This is a genomic window from Agrobacterium sp. NPDC089420, assembly GCF_044900305.1.
In the GTDB taxonomy this organism is placed as follows: Bacteria; Pseudomonadota; Alphaproteobacteria; order Rhizobiales; family Rhizobiaceae; genus Agrobacterium.
On sequence record NZ_JBJDMY010000011.1, the window covers coordinates 158920 to 185063 of the forward strand.

General features: G+C 59.8%; 24 protein-coding genes. 12 read left to right on the plus strand and 12 right to left on the minus strand.

From position 1 onward, the window contains the following. Positions 1–68 precede the first annotated feature (68 nt). Positions 69–1337, plus strand: coding sequence for a peptide antibiotic transporter SbmA (gene sbmA / locus ACI2KA_RS17785; protein WP_404503777.1), 1269 nt, complete (start codon positions 69–71; stop codon positions 1335–1337). Between the two features lie 262 nt (positions 1338–1599). On the opposite strand, the gene ACI2KA_RS17790 is transcribed toward sbmA, so the two are convergent. Next, a complete protein-coding gene (locus ACI2KA_RS17790; protein WP_404503778.1) occupies positions 1600–2583 on the minus strand; it encodes a polysaccharide deacetylase in 984 nt (327 codons plus the stop codon). Between the two features lie 150 nt (positions 2584–2733). Between ACI2KA_RS17790 and ACI2KA_RS17795 the strand changes: the two genes are divergently transcribed. The 5 genes from ACI2KA_RS17795 to ACI2KA_RS17815 all read left to right on the plus strand — a co-directional run bounded on the left by ACI2KA_RS17795 (position 2734) and on the right by ACI2KA_RS17815 (position 7163). Then, positions 2734–3318, plus strand: coding sequence for an NnrU family protein (locus ACI2KA_RS17795; protein WP_404503779.1), 585 nt, complete (start codon positions 2734–2736; stop codon positions 3316–3318). Between the two features lie 154 nt (positions 3319–3472). Next, the gene (locus ACI2KA_RS17800) at positions 3473–4144 is read left to right on the plus strand and encodes a tetratricopeptide repeat protein (protein WP_404503780.1); all 672 of its coding nucleotides are present in this window, start codon (positions 3473–3475) and stop codon (positions 4142–4144) included. Positions 4145–4278: 134 nt separating this feature from the next. Next, complete coding sequence (gene der / locus ACI2KA_RS17805; protein ID WP_404503781.1) at positions 4279–5709, plus strand: ribosome biogenesis GTPase Der; 1431 nt, start codon at positions 4279–4281, stop codon at positions 5707–5709. 111 nt (positions 5710–5820) lie between these two features. Beyond that, positions 5821–6429, plus strand: a complete 609-nt coding sequence (locus ACI2KA_RS17810; protein ID WP_404503782.1) for a DUF2026 family protein — start codon at positions 5821–5823, stop codon at positions 6427–6429. Between the two features lie 122 nt (positions 6430–6551). Next, positions 6552–7163, plus strand: a complete 612-nt coding sequence (locus ACI2KA_RS17815) for a hypothetical protein (RefSeq protein ID WP_404503783.1) — start codon at positions 6552–6554, stop codon at positions 7161–7163. 192 nt (positions 7164–7355) lie between these two features. Here the strand turns inward: ACI2KA_RS17815 and ACI2KA_RS17820 are convergent, their stop codons facing one another. Further along, complete coding sequence (locus tag ACI2KA_RS17820; protein WP_404503784.1) at positions 7356–8405, minus strand: bifunctional monoglucosyl/glucuronosyl diacylglycerol synthase; 1050 nt, start codon at positions 8403–8405, stop codon at positions 7356–7358. Between the two features lie 330 nt (positions 8406–8735). Beyond that, positions 8736–9656 carry a sugar kinase gene (locus tag ACI2KA_RS17825; RefSeq protein ID WP_404503785.1) on the minus strand — a complete coding sequence of 307 codons (921 nt, stop codon included), beginning with the start codon at positions 9654–9656 and terminating at the stop codon, positions 8736–8738. 155 nt (positions 9657–9811) lie between these two features. Here ACI2KA_RS17825 and ACI2KA_RS17830 point away from each other — a divergent pair, with 155 nt between their 5' ends. Both ACI2KA_RS17830 and aac(6') read left to right on the plus strand, forming a co-directional pair. Next, positions 9812–11476, plus strand: a complete 1665-nt coding sequence (locus ACI2KA_RS17830) for an alpha-glucosidase family protein (RefSeq protein WP_404503786.1) — start codon at positions 9812–9814, stop codon at positions 11474–11476. Beyond that, positions 11473–11925: an aminoglycoside 6'-N-acetyltransferase gene (gene aac(6'), locus ACI2KA_RS17835; protein ID WP_404503787.1), complete on the plus strand. Its 453-nt coding sequence runs from the start codon at positions 11473–11475 to the stop codon at positions 11923–11925. The genes ACI2KA_RS17830 and aac(6') overlap by 4 nt, the downstream gene beginning before the upstream one ends. 13 nt (positions 11926–11938) lie before the next feature. Here aac(6') and ACI2KA_RS17840 read toward each other — a convergent pair whose 3' ends face one another. The 3 genes from ACI2KA_RS17840 to ade form a co-directional block, all read right to left on the minus strand. Next, entirely contained in the window at positions 11939–12184 is a 246-nt protein-coding gene (locus ACI2KA_RS17840; protein WP_404503788.1) for a DUF2442 domain-containing protein, read from the minus strand. 9 nt (positions 12185–12193) lie between these two features. Further along, a complete protein-coding gene (locus ACI2KA_RS17845; RefSeq protein WP_404503789.1) occupies positions 12194–12409 on the minus strand; it encodes a DUF4160 domain-containing protein in 216 nt (71 codons plus the stop codon). Positions 12410–12587: 178 nt separating this feature from the next. Then, positions 12588–14282, minus strand: coding sequence for an adenine deaminase (ade, locus tag ACI2KA_RS17850; protein WP_404503790.1), 1695 nt, complete (start codon positions 14280–14282; stop codon positions 12588–12590). A 269-nt stretch (positions 14283–14551) separates the two neighbouring features. Between ade and ACI2KA_RS17855 the strand changes: the two genes are divergently transcribed. After that, positions 14552–15490: an HD-GYP domain-containing protein gene (locus tag ACI2KA_RS17855; RefSeq protein ID WP_404503791.1), complete on the plus strand. Its 939-nt coding sequence runs from the start codon at positions 14552–14554 to the stop codon at positions 15488–15490. Here ACI2KA_RS17855 and ACI2KA_RS17860 read toward each other — a convergent pair. Together ACI2KA_RS17860 and ACI2KA_RS17865 are read right to left on the minus strand one after the other, a co-directional pair. After that, positions 15487–15996, minus strand: a complete 510-nt coding sequence (locus tag ACI2KA_RS17860; RefSeq protein WP_404503792.1) for a GNAT family N-acetyltransferase — start codon at positions 15994–15996, stop codon at positions 15487–15489. The genes ACI2KA_RS17855 and ACI2KA_RS17860 overlap by 4 nt on opposite strands. Continuing rightward, positions 15996–18185 (minus strand): anthranilate synthase, encoded by a 2190-nt coding sequence (locus ACI2KA_RS17865; protein ID WP_404503793.1) that lies wholly within the window; start codon positions 18183–18185, stop codon positions 15996–15998. The genes ACI2KA_RS17860 and ACI2KA_RS17865 overlap by 1 nt, the downstream gene beginning before the upstream one ends. Positions 18186–18466: 281 nt before the next feature. Between ACI2KA_RS17865 and ACI2KA_RS17870 the strand changes: the two genes are divergently transcribed. Continuing rightward, on the plus strand, positions 18467–19375 hold the full coding sequence (locus tag ACI2KA_RS17870) for an extensin family protein (protein ID WP_404503794.1): 909 nt from the start codon (positions 18467–18469) through the stop codon (positions 19373–19375). Between the two features lie 54 nt (positions 19376–19429). On the opposite strand, the gene ACI2KA_RS17875 is transcribed toward ACI2KA_RS17870, so the two are convergent. Beyond that, on the minus strand, positions 19430–21676 hold the full coding sequence (locus tag ACI2KA_RS17875; RefSeq protein WP_404503795.1) for a TonB-dependent hemoglobin/transferrin/lactoferrin family receptor: 2247 nt from the start codon (positions 21674–21676) through the stop codon (positions 19430–19432). A gap of 357 nt (positions 21677–22033) precedes the next feature. Between ACI2KA_RS17875 and ACI2KA_RS17880 the strand changes: the two genes are divergently transcribed. Together ACI2KA_RS17880 and ACI2KA_RS17885 are read left to right on the plus strand one after the other, a co-directional pair. Continuing rightward, positions 22034–22555, plus strand: coding sequence for a TIGR00645 family protein (locus ACI2KA_RS17880; protein ID WP_404503796.1), 522 nt, complete (start codon positions 22034–22036; stop codon positions 22553–22555). A 100-nt stretch (positions 22556–22655) separates the two neighbouring features. Then, the gene (locus tag ACI2KA_RS17885; RefSeq protein WP_404503797.1) at positions 22656–23372 is read left to right on the plus strand and encodes a helix-turn-helix transcriptional regulator; all 717 of its coding nucleotides are present in this window, start codon (positions 22656–22658) and stop codon (positions 23370–23372) included. Positions 23373–23400: 28 nt separating this feature from the next. Here the strand turns inward: ACI2KA_RS17885 and ACI2KA_RS17890 are convergent, their stop codons facing one another. From ACI2KA_RS17890 to ACI2KA_RS17900, 3 genes are all read right to left on the minus strand, one after another. Further along, positions 23401–24558, minus strand: coding sequence for a DUF2333 family protein (locus ACI2KA_RS17890; RefSeq protein ID WP_404503798.1), 1158 nt, complete (start codon positions 24556–24558; stop codon positions 23401–23403). A 240-nt stretch (positions 24559–24798) separates the two neighbouring features. After that, entirely contained in the window at positions 24799–25251 is a 453-nt protein-coding gene (locus tag ACI2KA_RS17895; protein WP_404503799.1) for a pseudoazurin, read from the minus strand. A gap of 113 nt (positions 25252–25364) precedes the next feature. Beyond that, positions 25365–25946: a thymidine kinase gene (locus tag ACI2KA_RS17900; RefSeq protein ID WP_404503800.1), complete on the minus strand. Its 582-nt coding sequence runs from the start codon at positions 25944–25946 to the stop codon at positions 25365–25367. Positions 25947–26144 lie beyond the last annotated feature (198 nt).

Sequence of the window (26144 nt, forward strand, 5' to 3'; positions counted from 1 at the left end):
GCCCTAGGTTCGGGCCAATAAGTGCTTCGCCAATAATGGCTGATTTCAAACGCGCGTGAGTTCGAAACGTGTTTCATTCCTTCTTTCCCAAACCAAAAGCCTTCTTCATCTCCGCCATCGTCTGGGCTTTTTTCGCCATTCTTGCCTGGTATTTCATCGTCGAAAGGGTGGGGGCGTCTTGGGGTTATGTGATGCCGGAGCAGGAACCCTACGATCTCAGCTATTTTCTGGTTCCTGCAAATCTGTTCTTTTACGCCTATCTCGCATCCTGCCTGGCGTTGTTCGGGCTTGTCTGGACCATTATCGCCAAGGATCATCCCTGGAAGCTCTGGTCTATCTGGGGATCGCTGCTGATTATCGCGGTCACCTATTTCGGCGTCCAGATTACCGTCGTCATCAATAATTTCCGGCGGCCTTTCGGTGATCTTCTGCAGAATGCCCTTTCCAAACAGCCGGGCATCGAAGTCTGGGACTTTTACAGCCTTCAGATCGTTTTCGCCAAGATCGCCTTTCTCAGCATGGCGGTTTCAATCCTGACGGATTTCTTCACCAGCCATTATATCTTCCGCTGGCGAACCGCGATGAACGACTTTTACATGTCCAAATGGGAAAAGCTGCGTCACATCGAAGGTGCTTCGCAGCGTGTTCAGGAAGACACGATGCGGTTTTCCTCCACGCTGGAAGGATTGGGCATTACCCTCATCAATTCGGTGATGACGCTCGTCGTCTTCCTGCCGATCCTGTTTGCGCTGTCGTCCTATGTGTCCGAATTGCCGATCCTCGGTGAAGTGCCGCATGCATTGTTCTGGCTGGCGATCGTCTGGTCGGTGTTCGGTACGGTCCTTCTGGCAACGGTCGGCATCAAGCTGCCAGGGTTGAATTTCCGCAATCAGCGCGTGGAAGCTGCCTATCGTAAAGAACTGGTCTATGGTGAGGACCACGCCGACCGCGCCCAGCCGCCGACCGTCAAGGAGCTCTATTCCAATGTGCGGAAGAATTATTTCCGCATGTACTGGCACTATCTCTATTTCAACGTCGCACGGTATTTCTATATCCAGGCCGATGCGGTGTTCCTGCTGCTGATGCTCGTTCCGACCATCGTCGCCGGCAAGATTACCTACGGTATCTACCAGCAGATCGCCACGGCCTTCGGTCAGGTCAGCAATTCGTTTCAGTATCTGGTCAATTCCTGGACCACGATCATCGAACTGCTGTCCATCCACAAACGTCTTGTCGCCTTCGAAGCGGCGATTGACGACAAGCCGCTGCCGGATATTGACGAGCGTTATCTGCAGCGGGAAGCGGAAGCCGGGGAGCTGGCAGCCAACAAGCCCTGAAAAAAGGCGGTCGATTGGCCGCTTTCAGGTCTTGAGCACGTCCTACGGAGACGGGGTGTTTGGTGAATTGCCTCATCCGCACCCGTCACCCCGGACTAGATCCGGGGTCCAGCGCGATCAAGTCCTTGATCGCAAAAGACTCTTATCACGGCGCAGACGCGCCGTGGCTGGATGCCGGGTCATCCTCGGGCTTGTTCCGGGGACCGGCATGACGGAGGAGAGGTGTTCGACCTTTGTCACGAAACGGAGAGTGTGAGGAAGTTTACCCCTCGGTCTTCTGCTTCTTGCGCGCCTCGATCATCGGCATCGCCTCGGCATAGCTGACGCAGGCCACGTCCTGCTTCTGGCAGACTTCGCGCAGCAGCCGCTCATAGGCGTTCCAATAGGCGCCGCCGTTCATCTTCACGAAGTGAAAGCCCATCTGCAGGGGAATGCGCTCGCCATCATATTGCCTGTCGAAAGCGTTGCGGAAGGCCGTATAGGCGCGCTCCTCGAATTCCTTCGAACGGTCCGGCGTCTCGACGCCGATCGAGTGGCGGATGAAGAGATTGTAGTCCATGGCGATGATCGGACGGTTGCCCGGCCCTTCGGGAATGAGCGGCAGGCCGAAATGCTGGATACCGTCGCGTTCCACCGGCCATTCCGGCCCCTTGGTGATGCTGGTGGCGTCGTAAACGAAACCGTGCTTTTTTTGAGCGGCGGTCAGTGCCGGCCCCTGCGACAGATAGGGCGCGCGGAAGCCGTTGATCTTTTTCACCATGTCACGCCAGCCTTCGGGCTCCTCGCCCTTTTTGCCGATCATCTGCCAGGCATTTTCCAGCGTGCTGGTGAAGGTGGTGAATTCGCCGTCCCATTGGTCGGCGGTCCATTGGCCCCCATCGAAATGGCCGCAGGTGTGGTTGGCGATCTCGTGGCCTTCGCGATAGGCCGCCCAGATGTTTCTAAGCCGTGCTTCAACCTCTTCCGGCGACTGGCCGAAGCCGACATTGGAGCGGCCGGCCTTCTGGCCGGGTCCCTGATAGGTCTTGGCGCTGGTCTTCCTGTCCATCACCAGGGTGCAGGCAAGAAAATAGGTGAAATGCGCGCCGACCTGCTTGGCCGTTGTCCGGCTTCTTTCCCACAGCGTATTGTCGCCCGCGCCGTCGAAGGAGACGATGACGAGCTGCTTCGGCTTCTGCGCCTCTTGCGCAAAAGCGGGAAGGGCGGCGAGAAGCGACAGGGAAAAGGCGGAAAAGGGGCGAAACATCAGGCATCCGTCATATGAAACACCGTGGCCTTTTGCGTGCGGAATAAGGCGAAGCTTTGAAGTGTCTGGCGTTTTCATGACTTTCGGCCTAATTCCTGTTCTACCTTGCGGTGATAGGGCCGCATTCGTTGCATCGGGGGACCGCGTTCCATGATTTTTCTCGCACTCTGTCTTGCCTTGTTCCTGCTGACCCATCTCTTGAAGGTGGTTGCGCCGCAATTTCGCGCGCGCATGATCGCGACGATGGGTGAAGGCCCTTTCAAGGGCGTCTATTCCCTCGTCAGTCTCATCACCTTCGGCCTCGTCATCTATGCCTTTGGCGAAGCGCGGCAGGAGACGGGCATGGTGTGGTATCCGCCGGTCTGGACCAGCCATATCGCCGTGACCCTGATGCTGCCGGCGATGATCTGTCTTGTCGCCAGCCTCATCCCGGCTGGCCACATCGCAGTGAAGACGAAGCACCCGCTTATCCTCTCGGTGAAGATCTGGGCGCTTGCGCATCTTCTGGCCAATGGCGAGACGGCGTCGATCCTGCTCTTCGCATCGTTCCTCGCCTGGGGCGTGGTGATGCGCATTTCGCTGAAGCGCCGGGAACGCGCGGGTGAAAAAGTGGTGCGGGACTTCGTTTCGGGGCGCTATGATCTGGCGGCGACTGTGGGTGGTATCGTTCTGTGGGGCGCTTTTATCCTGAAACTGCACGAATGGTTGATCGGCGTTCAGCCCATCGCGATGTAGGAAATCAACGTTTCCCCCTTACATATCAGGCAAAATAGGCTAGAAGGCCGACCAAGAACCGGTCGGCCGCTTTTTGCTGATCCGGGTAAGCGGCTTGGTATGTCCGCGGACGGATGGATCGGAAACGATCTCCGCGCGGGTAACGGAGAATTTGATGGCAAACGAAAATGATACCTTTATCCGCGAAGTGAACGAGCAGATCCGCTCCGAGCAGCTGTCGCGCTTCTGGGGCCGGTACGGTATCGTGGTTGTGGGTGCGGCCATTCTTGTGGTTGTCGGGGCTGCCGGTGCCGGTATCTACGAATATTGGAACACCAGCCGCGCGTCCAATTCCGGCGACCAGTTCCTGGCGGCGTTGAAGCTTGCCTCGGAAAACAAGACGGATGATGCGCTGAAGGCCTTTGCCGATCTCGAAACCTCCGGCCACGGCAATTATCCGGTTCTGGCGAAGTTCCGCTCGGCGACGCTGCTTGCCCAGAAGGGCGATGCGGCCGGCGCGATTGCCGCCTTCACCGCCATCGGCAACGATACGTCCGCGCCGCAGGTCTTCCGCGACACCGCCAAGGTGCGCGCCGCCTGGCTGCTGGTCGATAACGGCACCTATGATCAGGTCGTGGCGCTTGCCGAGCCGCTCAGCACTGAGGGCCAGACCATGCGCGCGTCCGCCCGTGAGGCTCTGGGCCTCGCCGCCTACAAGGCCGGCGATTTCGCCAAGGCCAAACAATGGTTCGAACAGATCGTCAGCGATACGCAGGCCCCGCGCAACGTGACGAACCGCGCGCAGATCATGCTCGACAACATCACCGCTTCGGGCAAGGCCGCCTAAAGGCCGTTTCGCCACGCGAGATCGCCCCGGTATTTCTTTGCATTGCCAAAGCGATCCAACTCTTTATCTTACGCCTGTCTTTTGCCCAAAACAGATAACGTTTTGGGCAGACTTGCTTCAAGGAACCAAAATCAATGAGCTTCACCGTCGCCATAGTCGGGCGCCCCAATGTCGGCAAGTCCACGCTTTTCAACCGTCTGGTCGGAAAGAAGCTGGCGCTGGTGGACGACACGCCCGGCGTGACCCGCGACCGCCGCCCCGGCGAAGCCAAGCTCGTCGACCTGCGTTTCACCATCATCGATACGGCCGGTCTGGAGCAATCCGGGCCGGAAACGCTTCAGGGCCGGATGTGGGCGCAGACGGAAGCGGCGATCGACGATGCCGATGTGACCCTGTTCGTCGTGGACGCCAAGGCGGGTCTGACGCCGGCCGACGAGACGCTGGCGGAAATGCTGCGCCGTCGCGGCAAGCCGGTGGTGCTGGTGGCCAACAAGTCCGAAGCGCGCGGTTCCGATGCCGGTTTCTACGATGCCTTCACGCTCGGTCTCGGCGATCCCTGCCCGATCTCGGCCGAACATGGCCAGGGCATGATCGACCTGCGCGACGCGATTGTCGAGGCGATCGGCGAGGATGTCGCCTTCCCGCCGGAAGTGGACGAGGCGGAGACGGATATCGTGCTGCCGCGTGCCGAACCCGGCAGCGAGGACGAAGAAGACGAAGAACCGGTTTATGACGAGACCAAGCCGCTGCGCGTCGCCATTATCGGCCGGCCGAATGCGGGCAAGTCGACGCTGATCAACCGCTTCCTCGGTGAAGACCGGCTTTTGACCGGCCCGGAAGCCGGCATTACCCGCGACAGTATCTCGGTCGAATGGGACTGGCGCGGCCGCACCATCAAGATGTTCGACACGGCCGGCATGCGCCGCAAGGCCAAGGTGACGGAGAAGCTGGAAAAGCTTTCGGTCGCGGATTCGCTGCGTTCCATCCGTTTTGCCGAAACCGTCGTCATTGTCTTCGACAGCACCATTCCGTTTGAAAAGCAGGATCTGCAGCTGGTCGATCTCGTCATCCGCGAAGGCCGCGCCGCCGTGCTCGCCTTCAACAAATGGGATCTGGTGGAAGACCCGCAGGCCTATCTGGCCGATCTGCGCGAGAAGACCGAGCGGCTGCTGCCGCAGGCACGCGGCATCCGCGCCGTGCCGATCTCCGGCCAGACGGGTTATGGCCTCGACCGGCTGATGCAGAACATCATCGATACCGACAAGGTCTGGAACCGCCGTATCTCCACGGCAAGGCTCAACCGCTGGCTCGACGCGCAGACCACGCAGCATCCGCCGCCGGCCGTTTCCGGCCGCCGCCTGAAGCTGAAATATATGACGCAGGTCAAGGCCCGCCCGCCGGCCTTCATGATTTCCTGCACCCGGCCGGAAGCCATTCCGGAGAGCTATACGCGCTACCTCGTCAACGGGCTGCGCAAGGATTTCGACATGCCCGGCGTGCCGATCCGGGTGCATTATCGTGGGTCGGACAATCCGTTCGAGAGCAAGGCGAAGAAGCGGCGGTAATCGGCCGTCGTTTTTGATGCATGACACTGCCGCATTTTTCTTTTTCCGTCGGAGATAAGAAACATGCGGCGGACGCTCGCCCGACGACTTGTTTTTGAAGAGTAAAAGACCATGCTGATCAAGCAGACCGACTATCACCGGATCTACCGCGTCATCAACAGCCTGCTCATCAGCCAGAATGCCGATCCCGCCTCGGCCTCGATGTATTTCAGCACCTTCGGCGCCTTCATCCTGCAGCAGCATTACAAGCTGAAGGCGGTGCCGAAGGGCGGGCTGGCCGCCTATAATCTCGGTGGAACGGTTCTCCTGTTCGCCGATCATCGCGAAGACGGTTATGTCACGGGTGCGGGCGAGAATTTCCATTGCTGGGTCGAGGCCGACGGCTGGGCGATCGATTTCATGGCGCCCGCTTTTTCTGAGGGTGCGGACGCGCTTGCGGTGCCGGCAAGGATGTTCCAGCGGCCCCTTGTCGCCATGGCGGCATCCATCAACGATCTCGGGCAATCCGGCGATTTCTTCTACCGTTCCGAACCCGAAGCCACGGCCAGACGTTTTGCCGAGTGGCACAAGCACGCAATGATCGGCGACATGGCGAGCGTTGCCGCCAACTGGTTTCGCAAGTCGCCGAAGCAGATGGCCGCATCGCTTTCGGTGACCGACCGGGACGGCAAGGCGCGGACCGTGCCGCTTTCCGGTCAGATACTTTCCGGAGCATGGTGACGGCAGATTGCCTCGCACGATGTCGATCCCGACGGTTTTGGCAGCAAAAGGCCTTTTGATTTAAAGGGGCAATGGCTGTTACAAAGACCGGGCTGCAACAGGGACGGGATGGACGTGCTCCGATGGCTGATGACACCATTTCAATAAGCTTCACACCAGACCCGAAACATGTCCCCGACTACATCTACGGCTATCAAAATCAGGCCTATGAAAATTACAGCATGATTTTCGACAGGTCCTGGAAGCACCATTTTGCCTCGGCAAGAGCGCATCTATCCTTGTTTGCGGGACTGGCTGCCGGTTTCATCTATTCCTTAAGCCTGCCATGGTTTCCGGGCGTCTGGCCGGTGGTCGGTTATTGGGTGTTTGCACCCGCACCGTTTGTGGCCCTCGCCGTCTGGCTTATTATCTGGCGGGGCTCGAGAAGGGAGATGAAATCCTACTACGAGGCATTGGCACACTGGAATATCGCCCATGAGCTGATGTATTCGCCTCAAATACAGGTCGAGATAGGACCCCATGGCTACAAGCAGGTCACAAGACTGGACACCGTGCAACTGAGCTGGGCGCGTTATCATCTCGCCATCACGCCGCCGGACAGTCTGGTGCTGGTTTTCCATGGGACGGTCGCCGTGATACCCAGCAGTGCCTTGCCGATGGCGCCAAAGGACATTGTCGAGAAGATCAACCAATGGAGCGCGGCCCAGCAGAAAGAGCTTCTTCCTCTATCCTGACATGGCATCTCAAGGGGCTGTGGCGGGATATCATCCGGAAACAGGACGGCCAGCGTGGTCTCGCGGCAGCCGCCTGACGTCAATCAGCAGCCCGACCCCGTTCTAAAGATAACGGCAGTCGCGTCCTGATCGCCTTGTGACACTCCCGCGCCGTTTCGTCCACCATTGCCGAACAGAATCCCGTGGATGGCTTCAGGCAAGCTGCGAACGGGACAGCAGCGGCAGCGATTTTCCGGCGGCGTGGATGACATTGTCGAGGAATTGCCGCGAGGCCTTCTCCCAGCTGTAGCTTTTGGACAGTGTCAGCGCCGCCTGTGGCGAGCAATCGAGCGCCGCCAGACAGGCATTGCGCAGATTATTGTCCAGCGCGCCGGCGGCGGGGTTGCCGCCGAGGATGTCGATCGGTCCGGTGACGGGGAAGGCGGCGACGGGCACGCCGCTTGCCAAGGCCTCCAGAATGGTGTTGCCGAATGTATCGGTCTTGGAGGGGAAAACGAAGACATCGGCCTGCGCATAGGCGTCGGCCAGATCCTCACCGGTCTTGACGCCGGTGAACAGCACATCCGGATATTTTTCCTGCAATTCATGGCGGGCGGGGCCGTCGCCGATGACGACCTTCGAGCCCGGCAGGTCCAGTTCCAGGAATTCCGGCAGGTTCTTCTCCACCGCCACACGGCCCACCGTCATGAAGATCGGCCGCGGCAGGTCGAACGGCAGCTTTGCTTTCGGGCGGGGATGGAACAGTTCGGCGTCGATGCCGCGGCTCCAGCGTTTCAGGTTGCGCACGCCGCGCGCTTCCAGTTCGGTCTCAAGGCTCGGGGTGGCCACCATGCAGGTGTTGCCGCCATTGTGGAACCAGCGCACGAAAGCATAAAGCCAGCTTTCCGGAACGGGGAAACGCGCCGCCACATATTCGGGAAAGCGGGTGTGATAGCTGGTCGAAAACCGCATCTGGTTCTTCACGCACCAGCGTCGCGCCATGAAGCCCAGCGGCCCCTCTGTGGCGATGTGCACGAAGGATGGCTGGCTTTTTTCGATCTCCGCCGCCACACGGCGATAGCTGGCGACCGACAGGCGGATTTCCGGATAGGTGGGGCAGGGAATGCTATAGAAACTCTGCGGCGTGACCATGCGCACGTCCACCCCCAGCCGCGCCAGTTCGGTATTGGTGTTTTCTATCGAGCGAACCACGCCGTTGACCTGCGGGTGCCAGGCATCTGTGACAATCGTGATTCTCGTCATGAACACCGATCCTGCTCATCTGCGTACGGGCGAATCCCCATTGCCCGGCTTCCGCCCGTATATGCGGCGTGCGTGTTACAGGATCATGTCAGGGTCTGGGACGGTGGCGTATCGTGGTTTACGCTCGAAATTTTGCTGTTGTCCGCGGCGCTGCCTCCTGTCCTCATCCCTGTGCTTGTCACAGGGATCCAGCCAGCCCAAGTCCTTGGGCTGAAAGGGCACTTCTCGCCGCGCCGACGCGCGTCGGCTGGATTCCTGTGACAAGCACAGGAATGAGGGAAACCGAGGTGGCTGCATGCGAAAATCCACGTTCGCGCAGTGTGGCGAGCCTTATCCCACCAGCGGAAGCAGTTCGGGGCTGATCAGCGCGCCATGATGACCGATGACGGTTGCCGCAGCCCTTGCCGCGAAGGTGGCGGCCTCTTCCGGAGAGCTGCCGGTCACGTAACGGGCGAGGAAGGCGCCGTTGAAGCTGTCGCCGGCGCTCGTCGTATCCACCACATCGACGGCCTTCACCGCCGGGGCGTGGCTGCGGCTGCCGGCGAAATCGAGCGTCGCACCTTTGGCGCCGTCCTTCACGACGATGTTCTCGACGCCGAGCGAGCGGTAGCGGTCGATGGTCGCCTCCACGGAGCCGTCGCCGAAATGGCTCGCCTCGTCATCGAAACTCGGCATGACGAGCGTTGCGGCGCGCGCGCCGTTGGAAATGGTCTCCAGCATCACGTCCTTGTCGGCCCAGAGGCGCGGGCGGATGTTGGGATCGAAGACCACCAGCTTGCCCGCTGCCCTGGCGCGGCGAAGCTCGGCCAGAAACGTATCGATATCATGGGCGGAGGCGAGGATGGCGAGCGTGATGCCGGAGAAATAGACCACATCGGCGCTTTCCACCGTCCTGCGCAGGTGATCCGCGTCCGCGGCCAGCTGTCTTGCCGCGGCGGCGTTGCGCCAGTAGCTGAAGGTGCGTTCGCCGTCCTTCAGGTTGATGAGGTAAAGGCCGGGCGTGCCGCCCTTGATGCGGCGGATATCTTCCGTGCCGATGCCGGCTTCGGCGATGAAGGCCAGCATGTCTTCCGACAGCGGATCGTCGCCGAGTGCGGTGAAATAATCGACGGACCAGTCTTGCGGCAGGCAGGCGCGCGCATACCAGGCGGTGTTGAAGGTATCGCCGGCAAAACCCTTGCGCAGCAGCCCGTTGCCGGCCTGCGACAATTCCACCATGCATTCGCCAATCGACAGAAACCGTCCGCCCACGCCGTCATCCTCCCGTTTTTTCCAGCCATGCGGCTTACGACGAGTGCAGGCCGCTGACAAGGGCGGTTCGGGCCGTTTGTGCATGTGCGAAGTTCCGGTTTACGCGGAGGCGAGGGCTTTATATTCTCCGGCCAGACACCATCAGGAGATCGCCGATGACGCTGCCCCATGCCCCGGTCCACAAATCGCAAGCGCAATCGGACTGGTGGAAGGGGGCGGTGATCTATCAGGTCTATCCGCGCTCGTTTCAGGATACGACCGGCGACGGTTACGGCGATCTGGCCGGGGTGACGAAACGTCTGCCCTATATCGCCTCGCTCGGCGTCGATGCCATCTGGCTGTCGCCCTTCTTCACCTCGCCCATGGCCGATATGGGCTATGACGTTTCCGATTATTGCAATGTCGATCCGATGTTCGGCACGCTTGCCGATTTTGATGCGCTGATGGCCGAGGCGCACCGGCTGGGGCTGAAGGTCATCATCGACCAGGTCATTTCCCACACGTCCGACAAACATCCATGGTTCGTGGACAGCCGCGCCAGCCGGACGAACAGCAAGGCCGACTGGTATGTCTGGGCCAATCCCAAGCCGGACGGCACGGCGCCGACAAACTGGCTTTCCGTGTTCGGCGGACCAGCCTGGGAATGGGACGGCGTGCGCAAGCAATATTACATGCACAGCTTCCTTGCCTCGCAGCCGGACCTCAATTTCCACAATCCCGAGGTTCAGGATGCTCTGCTGGAAACGGTACGCTTCTGGCTGGATCGCGGTGTGGACGGTTTCCGTCTCGATACCGTCAATCATTATTTCCATGACAAGCTTTTGCGCGACAACCCGCCGCTTTTCGACGAGGAAAGCTTTGGCCTCGATGCCTCCGACGTCAATCCCTATGGCATGCAGGATCATCTTTACGACAAGACACGCCCGGAAAACGTGGCGTTCCTCAAGCGCTTTCGTGCGCTGCTCGATGACTATGAGGGCCGCGCCACGGTGGGTGAGGTGGGCGACGGGGCTCGCTCGCTGAAGACGGTGGCGGCCTATACGTCCGGCAATGACAAGCTCAACATGTGCTACACCTTCGACCTGCTGGGGCCGGATTTCAGCGCGAAGCATCTGCGCGGCTCGGTGGAGACCTTCGGCAAGGTGGTGACGGATGGCTGGGTGTGCTGGGCCTTTTCCAACCATGACGTGGTGCGCCATCTCAGCCGCTTTTCCGAAAGCGTGGAGGAACAGACACGGGTGGCGAAGCTCGCCATCTGCGTTCTTGCCAGCCTGCGCGGCTCCATATGTCTCTATCAGGGCGAGGAGCTGGGGCTGACCGAGGCGGAACTTGCCTTCGAGGATCTGCGTGATCCCTATGGCATCCGTTTCTGGCCCGCCTTCAAGGGGCGGGACGGATGCCGCACGCCGATGGTGTGGGAGACCGGCAAGCCGAATGCCGGGTTCTCAAGTGCCGAAAAGCCCTGGCTGCCGGTGCCCTATGTGCACGCCATGCAGGCCGTCGACGCGCAGGAGCGCAAGCCGGATTCGGTTCTCAACCATTATCGCGCCGTCCTGTCCTTCCGCAAAAGCCATGGCGCGCTGCGCGACGGGGATATGCATTTCCTCAAGACAAATCTCGATGTGCTGGCCTTCACGCGCCAGAAGGGTGATGAAAAGCTGCTATTCGTTTTCAACCTGACGCGTGATGCGGTGGAATTCCCGATACCGAAGGCCATGCACGTTACGGATATAGCGCCGATGCCGGGTTTTGCACCGCTGTTTAATGCGGGGGTCGTCAAGCTCGAGGGGCTGGACGTGTTTTGCGGGATCGTTGCATGAGTGGACCGTTTGTTATCGGAAACGCTGCCGACCATCGGGATGAGTGGTGCCTGTTGCGGCACCGCCTGTGGCCGGATACTGCGCCCGCCGAACATCTGACGGAGCTGCGTGGCGTCTGCGACACCGGGGCGGCATTTATTGTCCACGATCCGGCCGGCGTGGCCATTGGTTTTGCCGAAGTCAGTCTGCGGCGGGATTACGTCAACGGCTGCGATACGTCGCCCGTGGCGTTTCTCGAGGGAATTTATGTCGAGGAAGCGTTTCGCAAAAGGGGCGTTGCAGCAGCACTTGTGGCCGAAGTGACCCGCTGGGCCATCGGCCAGGGCGTCAGCGAGCTTGCGTCCGATGCCGATATCAAAAATGTCGATTCCCATCGCATGCATGCGGCGCTGGGATTTGAGGAAACAGAGCGGGTGGTCTATTTCCGGAAGATCGTCTCTTCAAACTGATTACAACAATTGGTCACGCGGCGGGTCGCTTGCTCGTCTGATCGCCGCGCCCGGCAAGAAGCCCCCGGATGGAGATATCTTCGTCCAGAGTTTCCCAGTGTATGCCGCCAGGGCTCAATTCAAACCTCAGCCGTTCGGCAGTAGGGGCGACGAGCAGCCGCGGAAACCATGCCAATGGAATGCCGAGTGTGCGGCCATCATCCAGCGACACCCACATAGTGTTGTCGTCGAAACGCACTTCAGTTGCCGAAATAGTCATTCCACTTACTCATGATAAGATTGCGATTGTCGATGACCTCCCTGATAATAACAGAAAGTTCTCGGCTGTTGAACCCGCGACTGGACGCGAGCCCGTTGCTGGTTCCAGCCAGATTTTTGCCTCAGCTCCAGCCTTCCTGACATGGATATGGACGGGCTCACGCGGGTCGCCTTCGTTCGAATAAAAGAAAAAAGTTAGATTTCCGGACCGGAAAACAACAGGCATCGTTTATCTCCTTGCTCGTTCCGGTTGATTTTCCGAAGCTGAAAGCAATCTTAAATGTAAAGCGCACAAGGTTTTTAATCCTTGGCGATTGCCCGAAATTTATTCCTATGTGGATTGGAGTTTTTCCAATTAAATCTTGGAGCGCTCCCTTTTCCGTTCCTTCAGACTCACGTGACGGTCAGATCAGCGCAAACCGGTCCACATCCACCATGCCCATATCCGAAATCTTCAGATGGGGGATGACGGGCAGCGGCAGGAAGGCCACCTGCAGGAAGGGTTCCTCCAGCGTCGTGCCGAGCGCATAGGCCGCTTTTCTGAGCGTGTGCAGCGTATCACGCACCGTCTCATAGGGTTCGAGGCTCATCAGCCCGGCGACGGGGAGCGCGATCTCGCCGGTCACCCTGCCGTCTTCCACCACCACGAAACCGCCCTTGATATCGCCGAGCCGGTTGGCGGCCAGCGCCATGTCGTCCTCATTGACGCCGACGACGCAGATATTGTGGCTGTCATGGCCGACGGTGGAGGCGATGGCGCCTTTCTTCAGGCCGAAGCCCTGCACGAAACCATTGGCATGGTTGCCGTTCTTGCCATGCCGTTCGATGACGGCGACCTTGATGATGTCGTTTTCGAGATCGACGGTGGTCTGGTTGCCGTCCGTCGGCAGCCTGTAGCGGCGATGTTCGGTGATGATCTTGCCGGGAAGCACGCCCATGACCGGGCTTTCGCCTTCCGTGACCGGCACGCCGAAATGGGAGGCCAGCACCGGCCTTGCCTTGACGCTGTCGAGACCGACCGGCGAGACCGGCTTGCGCGTGGCAAACAGCGCGTCATCGACGATGCGGCCGCCGGAAAGCACCATGCCGGCCTTGCAGTTCTGCAGGCTGTCGATGACCACCAGATCGGCGCGCCAGCCCGGTGCGACAAGACCGCGATCGCGCAGGCCGAAAGCTCTGGCGGCGGAAATCGAAGCGGCGCGGTAGATGGCGAGCGGTTCCACGCCATTGGCGATGGCCGTGCGGATCATGTAATCGAGATGGCCCTGTTCGGCGATATCGAGCGGATTGCGATCATCCGTGCAGAGCGCCAGATAGGGCGAAAGGCGTTCGGTGATGATCGGCATCAGAGCGTGCAGGTCCTTCGAGACCGAGCCTTCGCGCACCAGAATATGCATGCCCTTGCGGATTTTCTCCAGCGCTTCCGGCGCGCTCGTGCATTCGTGTTCGGTGCGGATGCCGGCGGCGAGATAACCGTTCAGCGCCGTTCCGGACAGAAGCGGCGCATGGCCGTCGATATGCTGGTCCTGAAAGGCCTCGAGCTTGGCCATGCAGACCGGGTCCTTGTGGATGACGCCCGGAAAATTCATGAATTCGGCAAGCCCGATGACCTTCGGATGATGGCGGAAGGGCAAAAGCTTTTCGATCGGCAGGTCGGCGCCGGCGGTTTCCAGATGGGTGGCGGGCACGCAGGAGGACAGCTGCACGCGAATATCCATGATGGTTTCCATGGCGCTGTCGAGGAAGAAACGCAGCCCTTCTTCGCCCAGGACATTGGCGATCTCATGCGGGTCGCAGATGGCGGTGGTGACGCCATAGGGCAAAACGCAGCGGTCGAATTCATGCGGCGTCACGAGCGAGGATTCGATATGCAGATGCGTGTCGATGAAACCCGGAACGACGATCTTTCCGGAAATGTCGATTTCCCTACGCCCTTCGTAATGTTCCGAGGTGCCGACGATGATGTCGCCGCAAATGGCTATGTCCGAGGCGACCAGTTCTCCGGTGACGAGGTCGAAGAAACGTCCGCCCTTGAGAACCATATCCGCCGGTTCGCGGCCCGTACCCTGATCGATGCGCGTTTCAAGTGTGGAAGTCATGCGGGTTTCTCTGGCTCCTGGTCTGCGTCATATACGAGAATTTTTATTATTTACATTCTCAGGTTGATTTTGCTCTATTCATGTTGATTCTTTGGGTTTTAAAGATATCCTGAGTAAAAAATTTTCATATTTGTGTTATCTAATCTACGAAGGTCCAAGTTTAGGAATGTCGGGAAAGCTTAACTGCACCTTTTTATTTTAGCCGGGGTCGTGCCGGCGCTGTTGCGAGTTCAGGTTATCATTCCCGGGAAGGAAAATGAAAGCATCTGATGCTCAAGCGAATTTCCACCCAGCAATTGACGCTCGGTATGTTCATCGAGGCGGTCGAAGGAACGCCTTCGAACCAGGAGTTCTTGCGGCGGCACCGCTTTCTTTTGCGGCATGAGGAATGGATGCGTCAATTGAAATTGAGCGGTGCGGAAAGCATCATCATCAACACCGCCAAGGGATATGATGCCGATGGCGATGCGCGTGCCGCCGCCCCGCCATCGGACAAGCGTCCGGAAACCATTGCCGCCGTCACCCATGCCGTGCGCTCGGCCGCCGATGCGATTTCCGAGACCTTTGCTTCCGCGGCCGCTGGCGGCTGTGTTTCGCTGCAGGGCATGGCTGCGGCCGCGGGCAAGATTTCGGACGCGGTACAGTCCAACCCGGCGATTTTCATCGGCGTTACCCGGTTGAAATCAAAGGACGAGACGACCTTCGTGCATTCGGTGTCCGTCAGCGGCCTGATGATGCTTTTCGGCAATTATCTCGGGCTCGACAGGGCAACGGTCGAACTGCTCGGCATCAGCGGGCTGCTGCATGATATCGGCAAGGTGGAAATCCCCTCATCGATCCTCAACAAGGCGGAGGGGCTGAGCGCCAATGAGCGGGAAATCATCAATCTCCATCCCGCATTCGGACGCGATATCCTGTCGCGCAACGCGCAGATGCCGGAGATGGTGCTCGATGTCTGCTTCAATCATCACGAGCGGATGGACGGCGGCGGTTATCCGAGCGGCTGCGCAGGCGGTGCGATCAGCCTTTACGCGCGCCTTGCGGCGATCTGCGACGTCTATGACGCCGTCACCTCGGTCAGGCCCTACAAGAAACCGTGGACAGCGAATGACGCCCTGACCTGGATGCTGCGCCGGGAAGGCCATTTCGACATGCAGCTTCTGAAAAAATTCGCGCTTTGCATCTCGGCTGCGCTGCCACGGGCCTAGTGGCCGAAGATGATCGCCATGTTCAGGCTGTCGATGTAACGTCCGTCGATCAGAACGGCGTCGCGGGCGCGGCCCTCATGCACGAAACCGATCTTTTCATAAAGCGCGATCGCCCTTGTATTGTCGGCATGCACGCTGAGTTCGACGCGGTGCAGGCCGCGGTCTCGGGCCGCATCGAGTGTCCGTCGCATCAGCCGTTCGCCCAACCCCCTGTCACGGTGCGGCGGCAGGATGCCGATGCCGAGCGCGCCGCGATGGACGAGGCTCGGCCTGCTTTCGCGGCGAATATCGCACCAGCCGATCACCTCGCCATCGGCGAGTGCGACGAATTGCGGATGGCCGTGTTCGATCATATCGAGGACGAAGGCGCGCACCGCTTCCAGCGGCGGCGCCTCCAGGAATACCAGATATTTCCGCTCGCGCGACACCGCATCGAGAGCACGATGAAAGCTTTCAACGTGCTCTGCCCGGATCGGCTCGATGGACACGGTGTCGTCGGGCGCCATCACGCGGCTTTCGTCTTCGCCTTGCGGGTCAGATGCACCACGACATTTTCGATCATCCGCATGCCGGCGTCCTGGCCGAGCGTCATGATCGATTCGGGATGGAACTGAACGGCGGCCACCGGCTCCTTGGCATGTTCGATGCCCATGATCGTGCCGTCCTCGCTTTCCGCGGTGATGATGAAATCACGCGGCAGGGTGGTGGGGTCGGCGAAGATCGAATGGTAACGGCCGACGGTCACCTCCTTGCCGAGGCCGGAGAAGACGAGGCCGGGTTCCAGCACGCGGATGCGCGAGGGTTTGCCGTGCATCGGCACCGCCAGCTGGCGCAATTCGCCGCCATAGGCTTCCGCCAGTGCCTGAAGGCCGAGGCAGACGCCGAAGATCGGCAGGTCGCGGGCGCGCGCAGCCTTGATCGTGGCCTTGCAGTCGAAATCCGTCGGGTTGCCGGGGCCGGGAGACAAGACGACGAGGTCGGGCTGGAAGCGATCGAATACCTCTGCGGCAACCGGTGTTCTGACGGTGGAGACAGTTGCGCCCGTCTGGCGGAAATAATTCGCCAGCGTGTGGACGAAACTGTCTTCGTGGTCGACGAGCAGGATCTTGACGCCGTTGCCCACCTTGGCGGCATCGCGCTTGGCGGCGGCGGCGTTGGTGCCTTTTGCGTCACGAATGGCGGCGATCATGGCCGACGCCTTCAGTTCGGTTTCGGCTTCTTCTTCCTGCGGATTGGAATCGTTGAGCAGCGTCGCGCCGGCGCGCACTTCGGCGATGCCGTCCTTGATACGGATGGTGCGCAGCGTCAGCCCGGTATTCATGTCACCGTTGAAGCCGACCATGCCGATCGCGCCGCCATACCAGGCGCGCGGGCTCTTTTCATGGCTTTCGATGAAGCGCATGGCCCAGAGTTTCGGCGCACCGGTGACGGTGACGGCCCAGGCGTGGCTGAGGAAGCCGTCAAAGGCGTCCATGTCGTCGCGCAGGCGGCCTTCAATGTGATCGACAGTATGGATGAGGCGCGAATACATCTCGATCTGGCGGCGGCCGATGACCTTCACCGAACCCGGCTCGCAGACGCGGCTCTTGTCGTTGCGGTCCACATCCGAACACATGGTGAGTTCGGATTCGTCCTTTTTCGAGTTGAGCAGCTTCAGGATCTGCTCGCTATCGGCGATCGGATCGTCGCCGCGCTTGATGGTGCCTGAAATCGGGCACGTCTCGATGCGGCGGCCGGAGACGCGCACGAACATTTCCGGCGAAGCGCCGACCAGATATTCCTGATGGCCGAGATTGATGAAGAAGGAATAGGGCGACGGGTTGATCGCCTTCAGGCGGCGCGAAATCGCCGACGGATTGCTTTCGCAACGCTCCATGAATTTCTGGCCGGGAACGACCTCGAACAGATCGCCGCGGCGGAAGCTTTCCTTGGCCTTCACCACCAGTTCGGAATATTCGCCGGGACGGTGATCGCCCTTGGGCGGGATCGTATCGGTGGTCCTGAACGGCTCGGGCGCAATGTCAAAGGACTTGCCGTCGGTCGTCACGCCGGCCTTTTCGAAATCGTAGCGGTCGATCCAGGCCTTGGCGGAATAGTGGTCGACGACGAGGATTTCGTCCGGCAGGAACAGCACCATGTCGCGCTGGTCTTCCGGGCGCGAAAGCGACAGCTTGATGGCGTCGAACTGGAAGGCGAGATCGTAACCGAAGGCGCCGAACAGGCCGATGGCCGAATCCGCATCCGAATAGAAGAGATCGACGATGGCCCTGAGCGCCGTGAAGACAGTCGGGATTTTCGAGCGTTCTTCTTCGGTGAAGACGCGGTCCGGCTCGTTGACGGTGAGATCGAGGCGGCGGGCGGAGGAGGCGCCGAGGGTGAGATCGGGCGTCGCCTTCAGCTTTTCGGTGATGAAACCGAGCAGCACTTCGCCGCGGCCATTATAGGCTTCGATCCACATCTTGCGGCCAAAACAGGAAATGCCGAGCGGCGGATCGATGATGGCGGTGTCCCAGCGGGTGTAACGGCCGGGATATTCATAATTGGACGAAAAAACCGCGCCGCGATGCGAATCGAGCTTTTCGACATAATTGTCGATGGCATTGGCATAGTCGGCCGGCCGGCGCTTGCGGCTGACCTTGACGCCGCCTTTCGTCTCGTAGGTTTCCGCTCCGTCATCCTGAATGATCGTTACCATTTCTTTCGTACTTCCTGTTGTTCAGGCCCGATGACAGGCGGCAAAATAACAAAAAAGCCGCCTGAAAATTCGGGCGGCTTGGACTTTGTCTGAAGACATGACTGGTCAAGGCCGCGAAAAGCTGCCCCACCACCAGTTAGCAATGTTCTTAGACACGATATTCATGGGAAAATTGTTAGCGTGCACGATCCGCCTTGGCAAGCGGATTCAGAAACGGAATGAACCTTACCCGCCGCCGCCGCGTTCCCATCCTGCCGAAACGGTCAGGAGTGCCCCGTAAAATGCTTCGTCGCCTGTGTCTTCTGGTAACCAGCCTCATATTGATCTCCGCCTCCGAACCGCCGGCGCAGGTGCCGGTGCCGCAGCCCAAGCCGGGCGAGGGGCAATCCTCCAGCCCTTCGGAAAAGCCGTCGGAGGAGAAGCTGCAGGATCCGGCCGATGCGCCGAAACCGGAGCCGAAGCCGCAAGCGCCGGAAGCGTCGAAACCGGGCGACGACAAGACACCCGCCGGCAAAGAGCCTGGTGATCCGAAAAAGGAAGACGAGGGCAAGGCCAGCGACGGTCAGCAGAAACCGGCTGACGAGGTGAAAAAAACGGAAGAGAAACCGCGCGAACCGGTAAAGCCGGAAGACCCGGCGGCACTTGAGGCCTGCCTTGGCGCGCTGAAGGAGATCGGTGCGGAATTCAAAAAGCTTGAACCGATCCGGGACGAGGAGCAGGGCTGCGGCATTGAAGCGCCGATCGAGCTTTCCGTGGTGCTGCCCGGCATCAAGCTCGAACCGTCCGGCACCATGCGCTGCGAAACCGCGCTTGCCCTTTCCCGCTGGACCAAGGAGATGATGTTGCCGGCGGCGGCCCTTGCGCTGCCGGAGAAGAAGGTGACGGCCATCGCCAATGCCTCGACCTATATCTGCCGCAATCGCAACAGCGCGGAAAACGGCAAGATTTCCGAACATGCCAAGGGCAATGCCGTGGATATTTCCACCATCGCCTTTGATAAGGGGGAGCCGCTGGTGATGAAGCCGCGGGGTGAGGACGGAACCCCTGAAGGCGCCTTCCAGCGAACGATTACGGCCGCCGCCTGCCTGTTCTTCCGCACCGTTCTTTCACCCGGCAGCGATGCCACCCATCAGGATCACCTGCATCTCGACGTGCTGGAAAGAAAGGGCGATTATCTTTATTGCCGCTGACAAAAAGGGGCGGCCCGAAGGCCGCCCCGACTGGAGACGGTGGTCCTGCCCGTTTTAGAATTTCTGGGTCAGGGAGATTTTGAAGGTGCGTCCGGCTTCGGAGTAGAAGTCGACCGGCTGGTTGACGGTGGTGACCGAGTTGGGGTTGATGTCGCGAACGCCGACGGCATTCCAGTACTTGCGGTCGAAGAGGTTGTAGACGCCGGCCTGGATACGCAGCCCCTTGGTCTGTTCCGGTTCCCACCAGCCGGTCAGGTTGAAGATGCCGTAACCGGGCGCATCGAAGGTCGAGGCGACCTTGTCGTCACGCATTCCCGAGGAGAATATGCCGGTAAATTCCGTACCCCAGACATCCTGCGCATAGCCGACGCCGACGACGGACTTGAAGGGCGCCACCGTGCGGATGAACTGATTGGTATCCGTGTCCTTGCCATAAGCATAAGCGAGCGACGCATGGGCAAAGAAGCCGTTTGCGAATTCCTTGCGCAGTTTGGCTTCGACACCGGAAATCTCGACGTTGTTACGGTTACGATAGGTGAACAGGCTTCCGGCGGAGCCTCTGAAGGAGAAGAGGTTCGTCGTCGTCGTATATTGTTCGATGAAGTTCTTGTACTTGTTGTGGAACAGCGTCAGGCTTCCGTTGATGTCGCCGGAGGCGTAATTCGCGCCGATCTCGAAGCCGTTGCTCGTTTCAGGTTTCAGTTCGGAATTGCCGACAACGGCATATCCGCCAGACGTGATATTCGAGAAATTCAGATAAAGCTCGTTGATGGTCGGCGCACGATATGCCATGGCCCATTGTGCGAAAAGCTGTACCTCGGGAGTGAGATCATAGGTCGCGAGCAGTTTCGGCGAAAAACGGGAACCGTTATTTCCGCTTGGCAGGCCAAATGTATTGTAGCCGCTATTGCTGGAAACGGAGCCGTCGGGATCGAAGTCGTAGGCGTCAAACCTTATGCCCGGGGTCAGCTTGAAGCCGCTATTGTTGAAGGCGATTTCGTCGTCCAGGTAAAGGCCCAGTGTTTTGCCGGTCACGTCCGGCATGTCGGACTGCGAGGCGGTCGTCGAACCCGCGGTATTGGCGTAAAGCCTTTCGCTGAAATCGATCAGTGCGGCATTGCCGCCGAAGCGGACGGTGTGCTGCACGCCGCCGATCTCGAAGCCCGATTCCAGTCCGCCCACCAGGCCGAAGGAATTGTTGCGCATATTGTCCTGGCGAATATAGAGCGAATTGTTGGTCAGGCGGTCGCCTGCGCCGGATTCCTTGGAAAGACGAGTCCAGTAGAGCGAAAGATTGGCGGCATCGATCAGGCCGTCGGTCGAGGGCGCTTCGTATTCGTAGTCCAGCGAAACGCGGTCGCGCTCGGTGTCCTCATAGCCCCGGTAATCGCCGATGCGGTAGGTCGAGCCCGTACCCGTAATGCTGACACCCTGCAGGGTCTTCATGTCGCTGCGGTTCCGTAGCGAATAACGCTCGGCCGTGAGACCAATGCGGTGCCCGCCTTCCAGATCCTGACGGATCTTGAACATCAGGTTGCTTTCATAGGTATCGGCCGGATTGGGCTTGGTGCGGCTTGTTCCGTAGATATCGGCGGTGCCCTTGTTGTCCGTCTCGTTGCCGCGCTTGTAGGACCCCTGGAACAGGACCGAGGTGTTCTCGATCTTCTTGGCGACGGCGAGCGAGCCGCCGACGCTTCTGTCTTCGCTGTCATAGGTGGTTTTGGCAACGCCGCCCCAATCCCTGCCTTCGCCGATCAGGTCTTCCGGCTCGAGCGTGCGCAGCACGAGCGCGCCGCCCAGAGCGCCGGAGCCGATCCGGCTGGAATCGGCGCCGCGCACCACGTCGACCGTCGAAAGCGAGGAGAAATCGAAGCTTGAATTCGTATTGCTGAGTGTCGTGGTGGCCTGCCCCTGGCGGGCGAAATTTTCGAAGAAGGGGACGGGGATATTGTCGATCAGCGTCACGACACGGGCGCCGCCGAGGCCGCGAATGAACAATCCGCCCGGCTTGCCGGGCTTGGCGTCCACGTAATCGACGCCCGGCTCGGTCGAGTTTCCAAGGTCCTTGATGCTGCCGATATCCTTCTTGCGGATGTCCTCCGCCGTCGTCTGGCTGGCAAGCGGCGTGTCGGCGGCCGCATTGGCGCTTTTGGCGCGTTTGCCCTTGACCACGATCTTTTCGAGCGTGGTGGTGCTGTTGGCCTGCGTCGCGGCATCCTGCGCCTGCACAGGGCCGGCGAACGGCAGAAGAGACATGGCAGTGCATAGAAGCAACGCGGAATGCGTGCGCGAGATGGACATTGAGTACCCCCGGGGTAGGCGCGCGGAGAAACCCCGGCGCGCAAAAACGCGCCGCGCTTGCTGCCGCGGCTGAACTGTTTTGATTGTTACGGGCGAGCCGATAAGCGAGGACTAAAAAACATGATGATAACTGTCAACATATTATATATGACTTTTTGCATCATGTTTTAAAGCATAACCGTTTGTTGCAAAAATGTTACGCCTGACCGCGCCGCAGCAAAAATGGCGGAAAGGGGTGAAAAGGCCACAGAGCGGACAAAGTGGCGACATTGATGCTTGCTACGATAATAACAGCCAGTTTACATGGCGAAAGAATGCATGGCCCAACAATAAACAGATCATTAATCGGATACGGAAATGAAGTCTCTTGAACTGCTCGTCGAGCGGATCATTCTCTCCAGCCGCTGGCTGCTTGTCGTCTTTTATCTCGGTCTCGTCGCGGCGCTGGCGGTTTATGCGTTTTCTTTCGCCCTGAAATTTCTCAAAGTTGCGAAGAATGTTTTCATCTATGATGAAGCCGACATGATCCTTGCCATGCTCGGGCTGATCGATGCGGCGCTGGTCGCCAGCCTGATCGTCATGGTGATGATTTCGGGCTATGAAAATTTCGTCAGCCGTTTCGATGACGCGGATGCGGAGGTTTCGTTTCTGGGCAAGCTCGACGCCGGTAGCCTGAAAATCAAGGTCGCGTCGTCGATCGTGGCGATTTCCTCGATCCACCTGCTGCAGATATTCCTCAATGCCAATCAGTATTCGGACAGCAAGCTGATGTGGTTCACCATCATCCATCTGGCTTTTGTCGTGTCGGCGGTCATGCTCGGTTTTCTGGAAAAACTGATGGCCAAGCCGAAGGACAAAGCCGACAAACCGGCGCTGTGATCAAGGTGGCCCATTCGATATGAAGGTCGCAATCCCGTCCTGGCCGTGCCGCATGTTTCTCGCTCCGGGCTTTGCGTCCCGGCGTGGCGGGGGTACGTGAATGGTGAAGACGGAGCGCCAGGCCAGACTCTGCGGTGATCTGTCGGCCGCTGCCGACAAGTCGCAGTGGCTGGAGGCGCTGCGGGAGGTGATGCGCGCCTTCGGTTATGCCTATGTGACCCTGCTGCGCTTGCCTGGCGGTCAAAACGCCTATGCACTGCCGACGATCGTTGAAAGCAGCCTGCCCATCTTCGTCGTGAACGCGATGACAAGGGATGGCGCGCTTGGCGACTGTCCGGTCATCAAGCGTGGCGCGTCATCGATGATGCCGCAATATTGGTCTCTGGCGGACCCGGAGATCGCCTGTGGACCATTGGTGGATGCGGCGGCCTCGCTGCGCAGCATGGGCATAAGTTCCGGTCTCATGGTGCCGGTAAACGGCATATACGGAAACCGCTATCTGATGAATTTCGCCGGCGACCGGGATGCCTTGCCGCAGGCCTCTTTGAATGAACTGGGCATGATCGCGCTGCATGCCCTGGAGGTCTATGATCACCTCTGTCGCGCTGGCTCCAGGGGGCCTTCGCCGCTGACGAAGCGGGAACTCGACGTGGTGCGGTGGACGGCGCAGGGAAAGACCTCGGTGGAGATCGCCGAGCTTCTGTCCATCTCGGAACACACCGTCAATACCTATATGAACAACGCCATTCGCAAGCTGGATTGCGTCAACCGGACGCAGCTCGTGGCCAAGACCATCCGCCTTGGCCTGATAGGCTGATCGTCCCGTCGCTTCGGGCGCGCTGCCCCTAGCGATCGAGAACCGAACGAAGCTCGACGAGGTTGGAGCGCACCCGCAGAACGTAAAAACCCATGGTCGCGAGATGCGACGGCATGATCCAGCCGCTCTCCTCGCCATTGGAAATGATCGCCGGCTGGATGCGCAGCGCCGCGCGGGTCTGGGCCAGCGTATCGTTCCACAGATTGGTCAGGTTGCGTTCGCGGATAACCTGCGCGAAGTCCGATCCGGCGGCGGACAGCACGCCGTAATAACCGTAGAGCTGGCCATAGGCGAACCAGAAACGGTCGTCGGCACGGGTATCGAACCAGCCGCCATTATAATTTTCCGACCGCTCGCGCAGGATGGCGGATGTGGAGCCGATATCGCCGGCAATGCGGTCGATGAACTGGATGAGGTTGTCGGCACGTGTATCGAAGACGGCCTTGCAGGCGACGAGTTCGCCGTTGAAGGCCTGGAAGCTGCGGATGGCGGCACGGTAATAGCTGGGGGTCGGCGTCTTGGGGCCGAAGGGATCGAGGCCGAAATACCAGGAATATTCGCTGAACTGCATGTTGCCACGCGCTTCCTGCAGATTGTTGTTGATGCCCGAGGTTCCGCGCACGCGGCCAAGCGTATCCACCAGCTCCACCGACGTGCGGCGCACCGCCTGGTTCACGCCGCGCTGGAACGAGGCCTTGTTGTCCAGAAACGGCGTGCTGTCCCAGTCGATGCCGAAGAGACCGAGGCGATAGAGCAGCATGGAGGAAATCCATGCGTTCTGGTTGACGTTGAAATCGGTGAGATCGGCGGCGGCGTCGACGATGGCCGAGCGCTGGCACACCGGTGCGGAGGTGTTTGCGGCAACGCCGGTTGCGCCGGCGGCGGCCGCCGGGACGGCGGCGGGCAATTCCTGTCCGGGCGGCACGGTGCGTTCGGCAAGCTTGTAACGGGAAATATAGTCCGGGTCGAAATTGGTCCAGACCTGGGTCTGCCAGACGAAATATCCATAAAAGCCGGCAAGGAAAACGAGGACCAGCGCGATCGGACCCTTGATGAGCCAGTTGCGGCCGCTGTACCAGCCATGGGCGGCCATGAAGGGCCACAAAAGCCAGGCGACGAGAAGACCGGCGGCCTTGCCGATGGCGCTGAAGGCTGCCTGAATCAAAGCGGTGATCCGGTCGATCATGTCGTCATAGTCTCCTGTTACCGCGGGGCGGGACGCCGGAAGGAAAATCCGCGGTTCGGCCGGACGCTCTTCGGCGCTTCGCATCAACCACGGTCATTTGCTGCCTTCCAGATATGTCCCGGCTACCCGGGATACAACATGATTGCGAAACTTTTCTCAACCTGCGGTCCGCGCCGGATTTTCCCACAGGCCCGGACCGCTTGACCGGGCGTCGCCGCCGCGCAACCGCCCGATTGGCGCTTAGAGGCCGAGCCTGGCGATTTCCTCGTTCAGCCGGTCGCGGGCCTTCTTCGGCAGCTTGCCGTTCCTGACGGCGTCGAGATTGGCGGGCGGCGTGTCGCCCACGATGACGAGCGCGACCATGCCCATGCCAAGATGCGGCGTGCATTTGACGACATAGGCGCCTTCCTTGTCGACCGTCACCTTGACGGCCTCGTTCATCTTGCCCTTGAAATCGGCGACACCCTCCGGAATCATCTCCTTGACGGCCGCCGCATCGTGACCCTTGTCGACCGGAACGAAGGTGATGACGTCGCCGAGGGCAGCCTTGACGGCTGCGGGTTCGAAAACCATCGCCTGTCCGTCACTGCCCTTGTTGAGCATCTTCACTTCGATTTCGGCAGAGACGGCGGGGAAGGCAAGAAGGCTCGCGGCGATGGCGAGGCCGGCAAATCTGGCAATGTTGCTGTGCATGATTTCGCTCCTGAGAGAAAGCACATTCCCACGAATGCGCCTGGCCGGTCTTAACGCGGCGGCGGGAGGAGAATCTTTGCGGAAAATCAAATGCGGCAACCGGACGCAGGCCGTCAGCCGCCCTTGACCGTTTCCACCCAGTGGCGGCGGCAGAAGGAAACGTATTTTTCGTTGCCGCCGACATCGATCTGCGCGCCTTCCCTGACGACCTTGCCGGCATTGTCGAACCGGGCGACCATCGTCGCCTTGCGGCCGCAATGGCAGATGGTGCGGATTTCGCGAAGCTCGTCGGCAATGGCGAGCAGTTCCTTCGAAGCCGGGAAAAGCTTTCCCTGAAAATCCGTGCGCAGGCCGTAGGTCATGACCGGAATGTTCAGCCGGTCGGCGATCTCGGCCAGCTGCCAGACATGGTGCTCGGAAAGGAAATTGGCTTCGTCGATGAAGACGCAGGCCACCGGCGCTTCGGCATGGAGGGCCGACACCTCGGCGAAGATATCCGTCTTGTCGTCAAAGGTCCGGGCGTCGGACGACAGGCCGATGCGCGAGGCGACGCGGCCGAGGCCCGCCCGGTCGTCGAAGGCGGCCGTGAAGATCAGCGTCCGCATGCCGCGTTCCTGATAATTATAGGACGCCTGCAGCAGCATGGTCGACTTGCCGGCATTCATCGCCGCATAATTGAAATAGAGTTTTGCCATTATCCACTCCCGGAGCGTCTTTGCGTCTGCCGACGCTTTGCGACAATGCTCCAACCCATCGAATCGGCCTATCGCGCCTCATGGAACCGATTCCGGTTTTGGGCCGATGCCGCAATCAGCGTCTTTTGACGGCGAAGATGCGGATTGAAAAGCGTGGCGATGGAAAAAACACAGATTTCCGCAACCCGTCCGCTTTCG

Excerpts from the sequence above, each read along its gene's own strand:
- ACI2KA_RS17790 (WP_404503778.1), bottom strand. The coding sequence starts at position 2,583 with ATGTTTCGCCCCTTTTCCGCCTTTTCCCTGTCGCTTCTCGCCGCCCTT.
- ACI2KA_RS17795 (WP_404503779.1), top strand. The coding sequence starts at position 2,734 with ATGATTTTTCTCGCACTCTGTCTTGCCTTGTTCCTGCTGACCCATCTC.
- ACI2KA_RS17800 (WP_404503780.1), top strand. The coding sequence starts at position 3,473 with ATGGCAAACGAAAATGATACCTTTATCCGCGAAGTGAACGAGCAGATC.
- der (WP_404503781.1), top strand. The coding sequence starts at position 4,279 with ATGAGCTTCACCGTCGCCATAGTCGGGCGCCCCAATGTCGGCAAGTCC.
- ACI2KA_RS17810 (WP_404503782.1), top strand. The coding sequence starts at position 5,821 with ATGCTGATCAAGCAGACCGACTATCACCGGATCTACCGCGTCATCAAC.
- ACI2KA_RS17815 (WP_404503783.1), top strand. The coding sequence starts at position 6,552 with ATGGCTGATGACACCATTTCAATAAGCTTCACACCAGACCCGAAACAT.
- ACI2KA_RS17820 (WP_404503784.1), bottom strand. The coding sequence starts at position 8,405 with ATGACGAGAATCACGATTGTCACAGATGCCTGGCACCCGCAGGTCAAC.
- ACI2KA_RS17830 (WP_404503786.1), top strand. The coding sequence starts at position 9,812 with ATGACGCTGCCCCATGCCCCGGTCCACAAATCGCAAGCGCAATCGGAC.
- ACI2KA_RS17840 (WP_404503788.1), bottom strand. The coding sequence starts at position 12,184 with ATGACTATTTCGGCAACTGAAGTGCGTTTCGACGACAACACTATGTGG.
- ACI2KA_RS17845 (WP_404503789.1), bottom strand. The coding sequence starts at position 12,409 with ATGCCTGTTGTTTTCCGGTCCGGAAATCTAACTTTTTTCTTTTATTCG.
- ade (WP_404503790.1), bottom strand. The coding sequence starts at position 14,282 with ATGACTTCCACACTTGAAACGCGCATCGATCAGGGTACGGGCCGCGAA.
- ACI2KA_RS17855 (WP_404503791.1), top strand. The coding sequence starts at position 14,552 with ATGCTCAAGCGAATTTCCACCCAGCAATTGACGCTCGGTATGTTCATC.
- ACI2KA_RS17860 (WP_404503792.1), bottom strand. The coding sequence starts at position 15,996 with ATGGCGCCCGACGACACCGTGTCCATCGAGCCGATCCGGGCAGAGCAC.
- ACI2KA_RS17865 (WP_404503793.1), bottom strand. The coding sequence starts at position 18,185 with ATGGTAACGATCATTCAGGATGACGGAGCGGAAACCTACGAGACGAAA.
- ACI2KA_RS17870 (WP_404503794.1), top strand. The coding sequence starts at position 18,467 with ATGCTTCGTCGCCTGTGTCTTCTGGTAACCAGCCTCATATTGATCTCC.
- ACI2KA_RS17875 (WP_404503795.1), bottom strand. The coding sequence starts at position 21,676 with ATGTCCATCTCGCGCACGCATTCCGCGTTGCTTCTATGCACTGCCATG.
- ACI2KA_RS17880 (WP_404503796.1), top strand. The coding sequence starts at position 22,034 with ATGAAGTCTCTTGAACTGCTCGTCGAGCGGATCATTCTCTCCAGCCGC.
- ACI2KA_RS17885 (WP_404503797.1), top strand. The coding sequence starts at position 22,656 with ATGGTGAAGACGGAGCGCCAGGCCAGACTCTGCGGTGATCTGTCGGCC.
- ACI2KA_RS17890 (WP_404503798.1), bottom strand. The coding sequence starts at position 24,558 with ATGATCGACCGGATCACCGCTTTGATTCAGGCAGCCTTCAGCGCCATC.
- ACI2KA_RS17895 (WP_404503799.1), bottom strand. The coding sequence starts at position 25,251 with ATGCACAGCAACATTGCCAGATTTGCCGGCCTCGCCATCGCCGCGAGC.
- ACI2KA_RS17900 (WP_404503800.1), bottom strand. The coding sequence starts at position 25,946 with ATGGCAAAACTCTATTTCAATTATGCGGCGATGAATGCCGGCAAGTCG.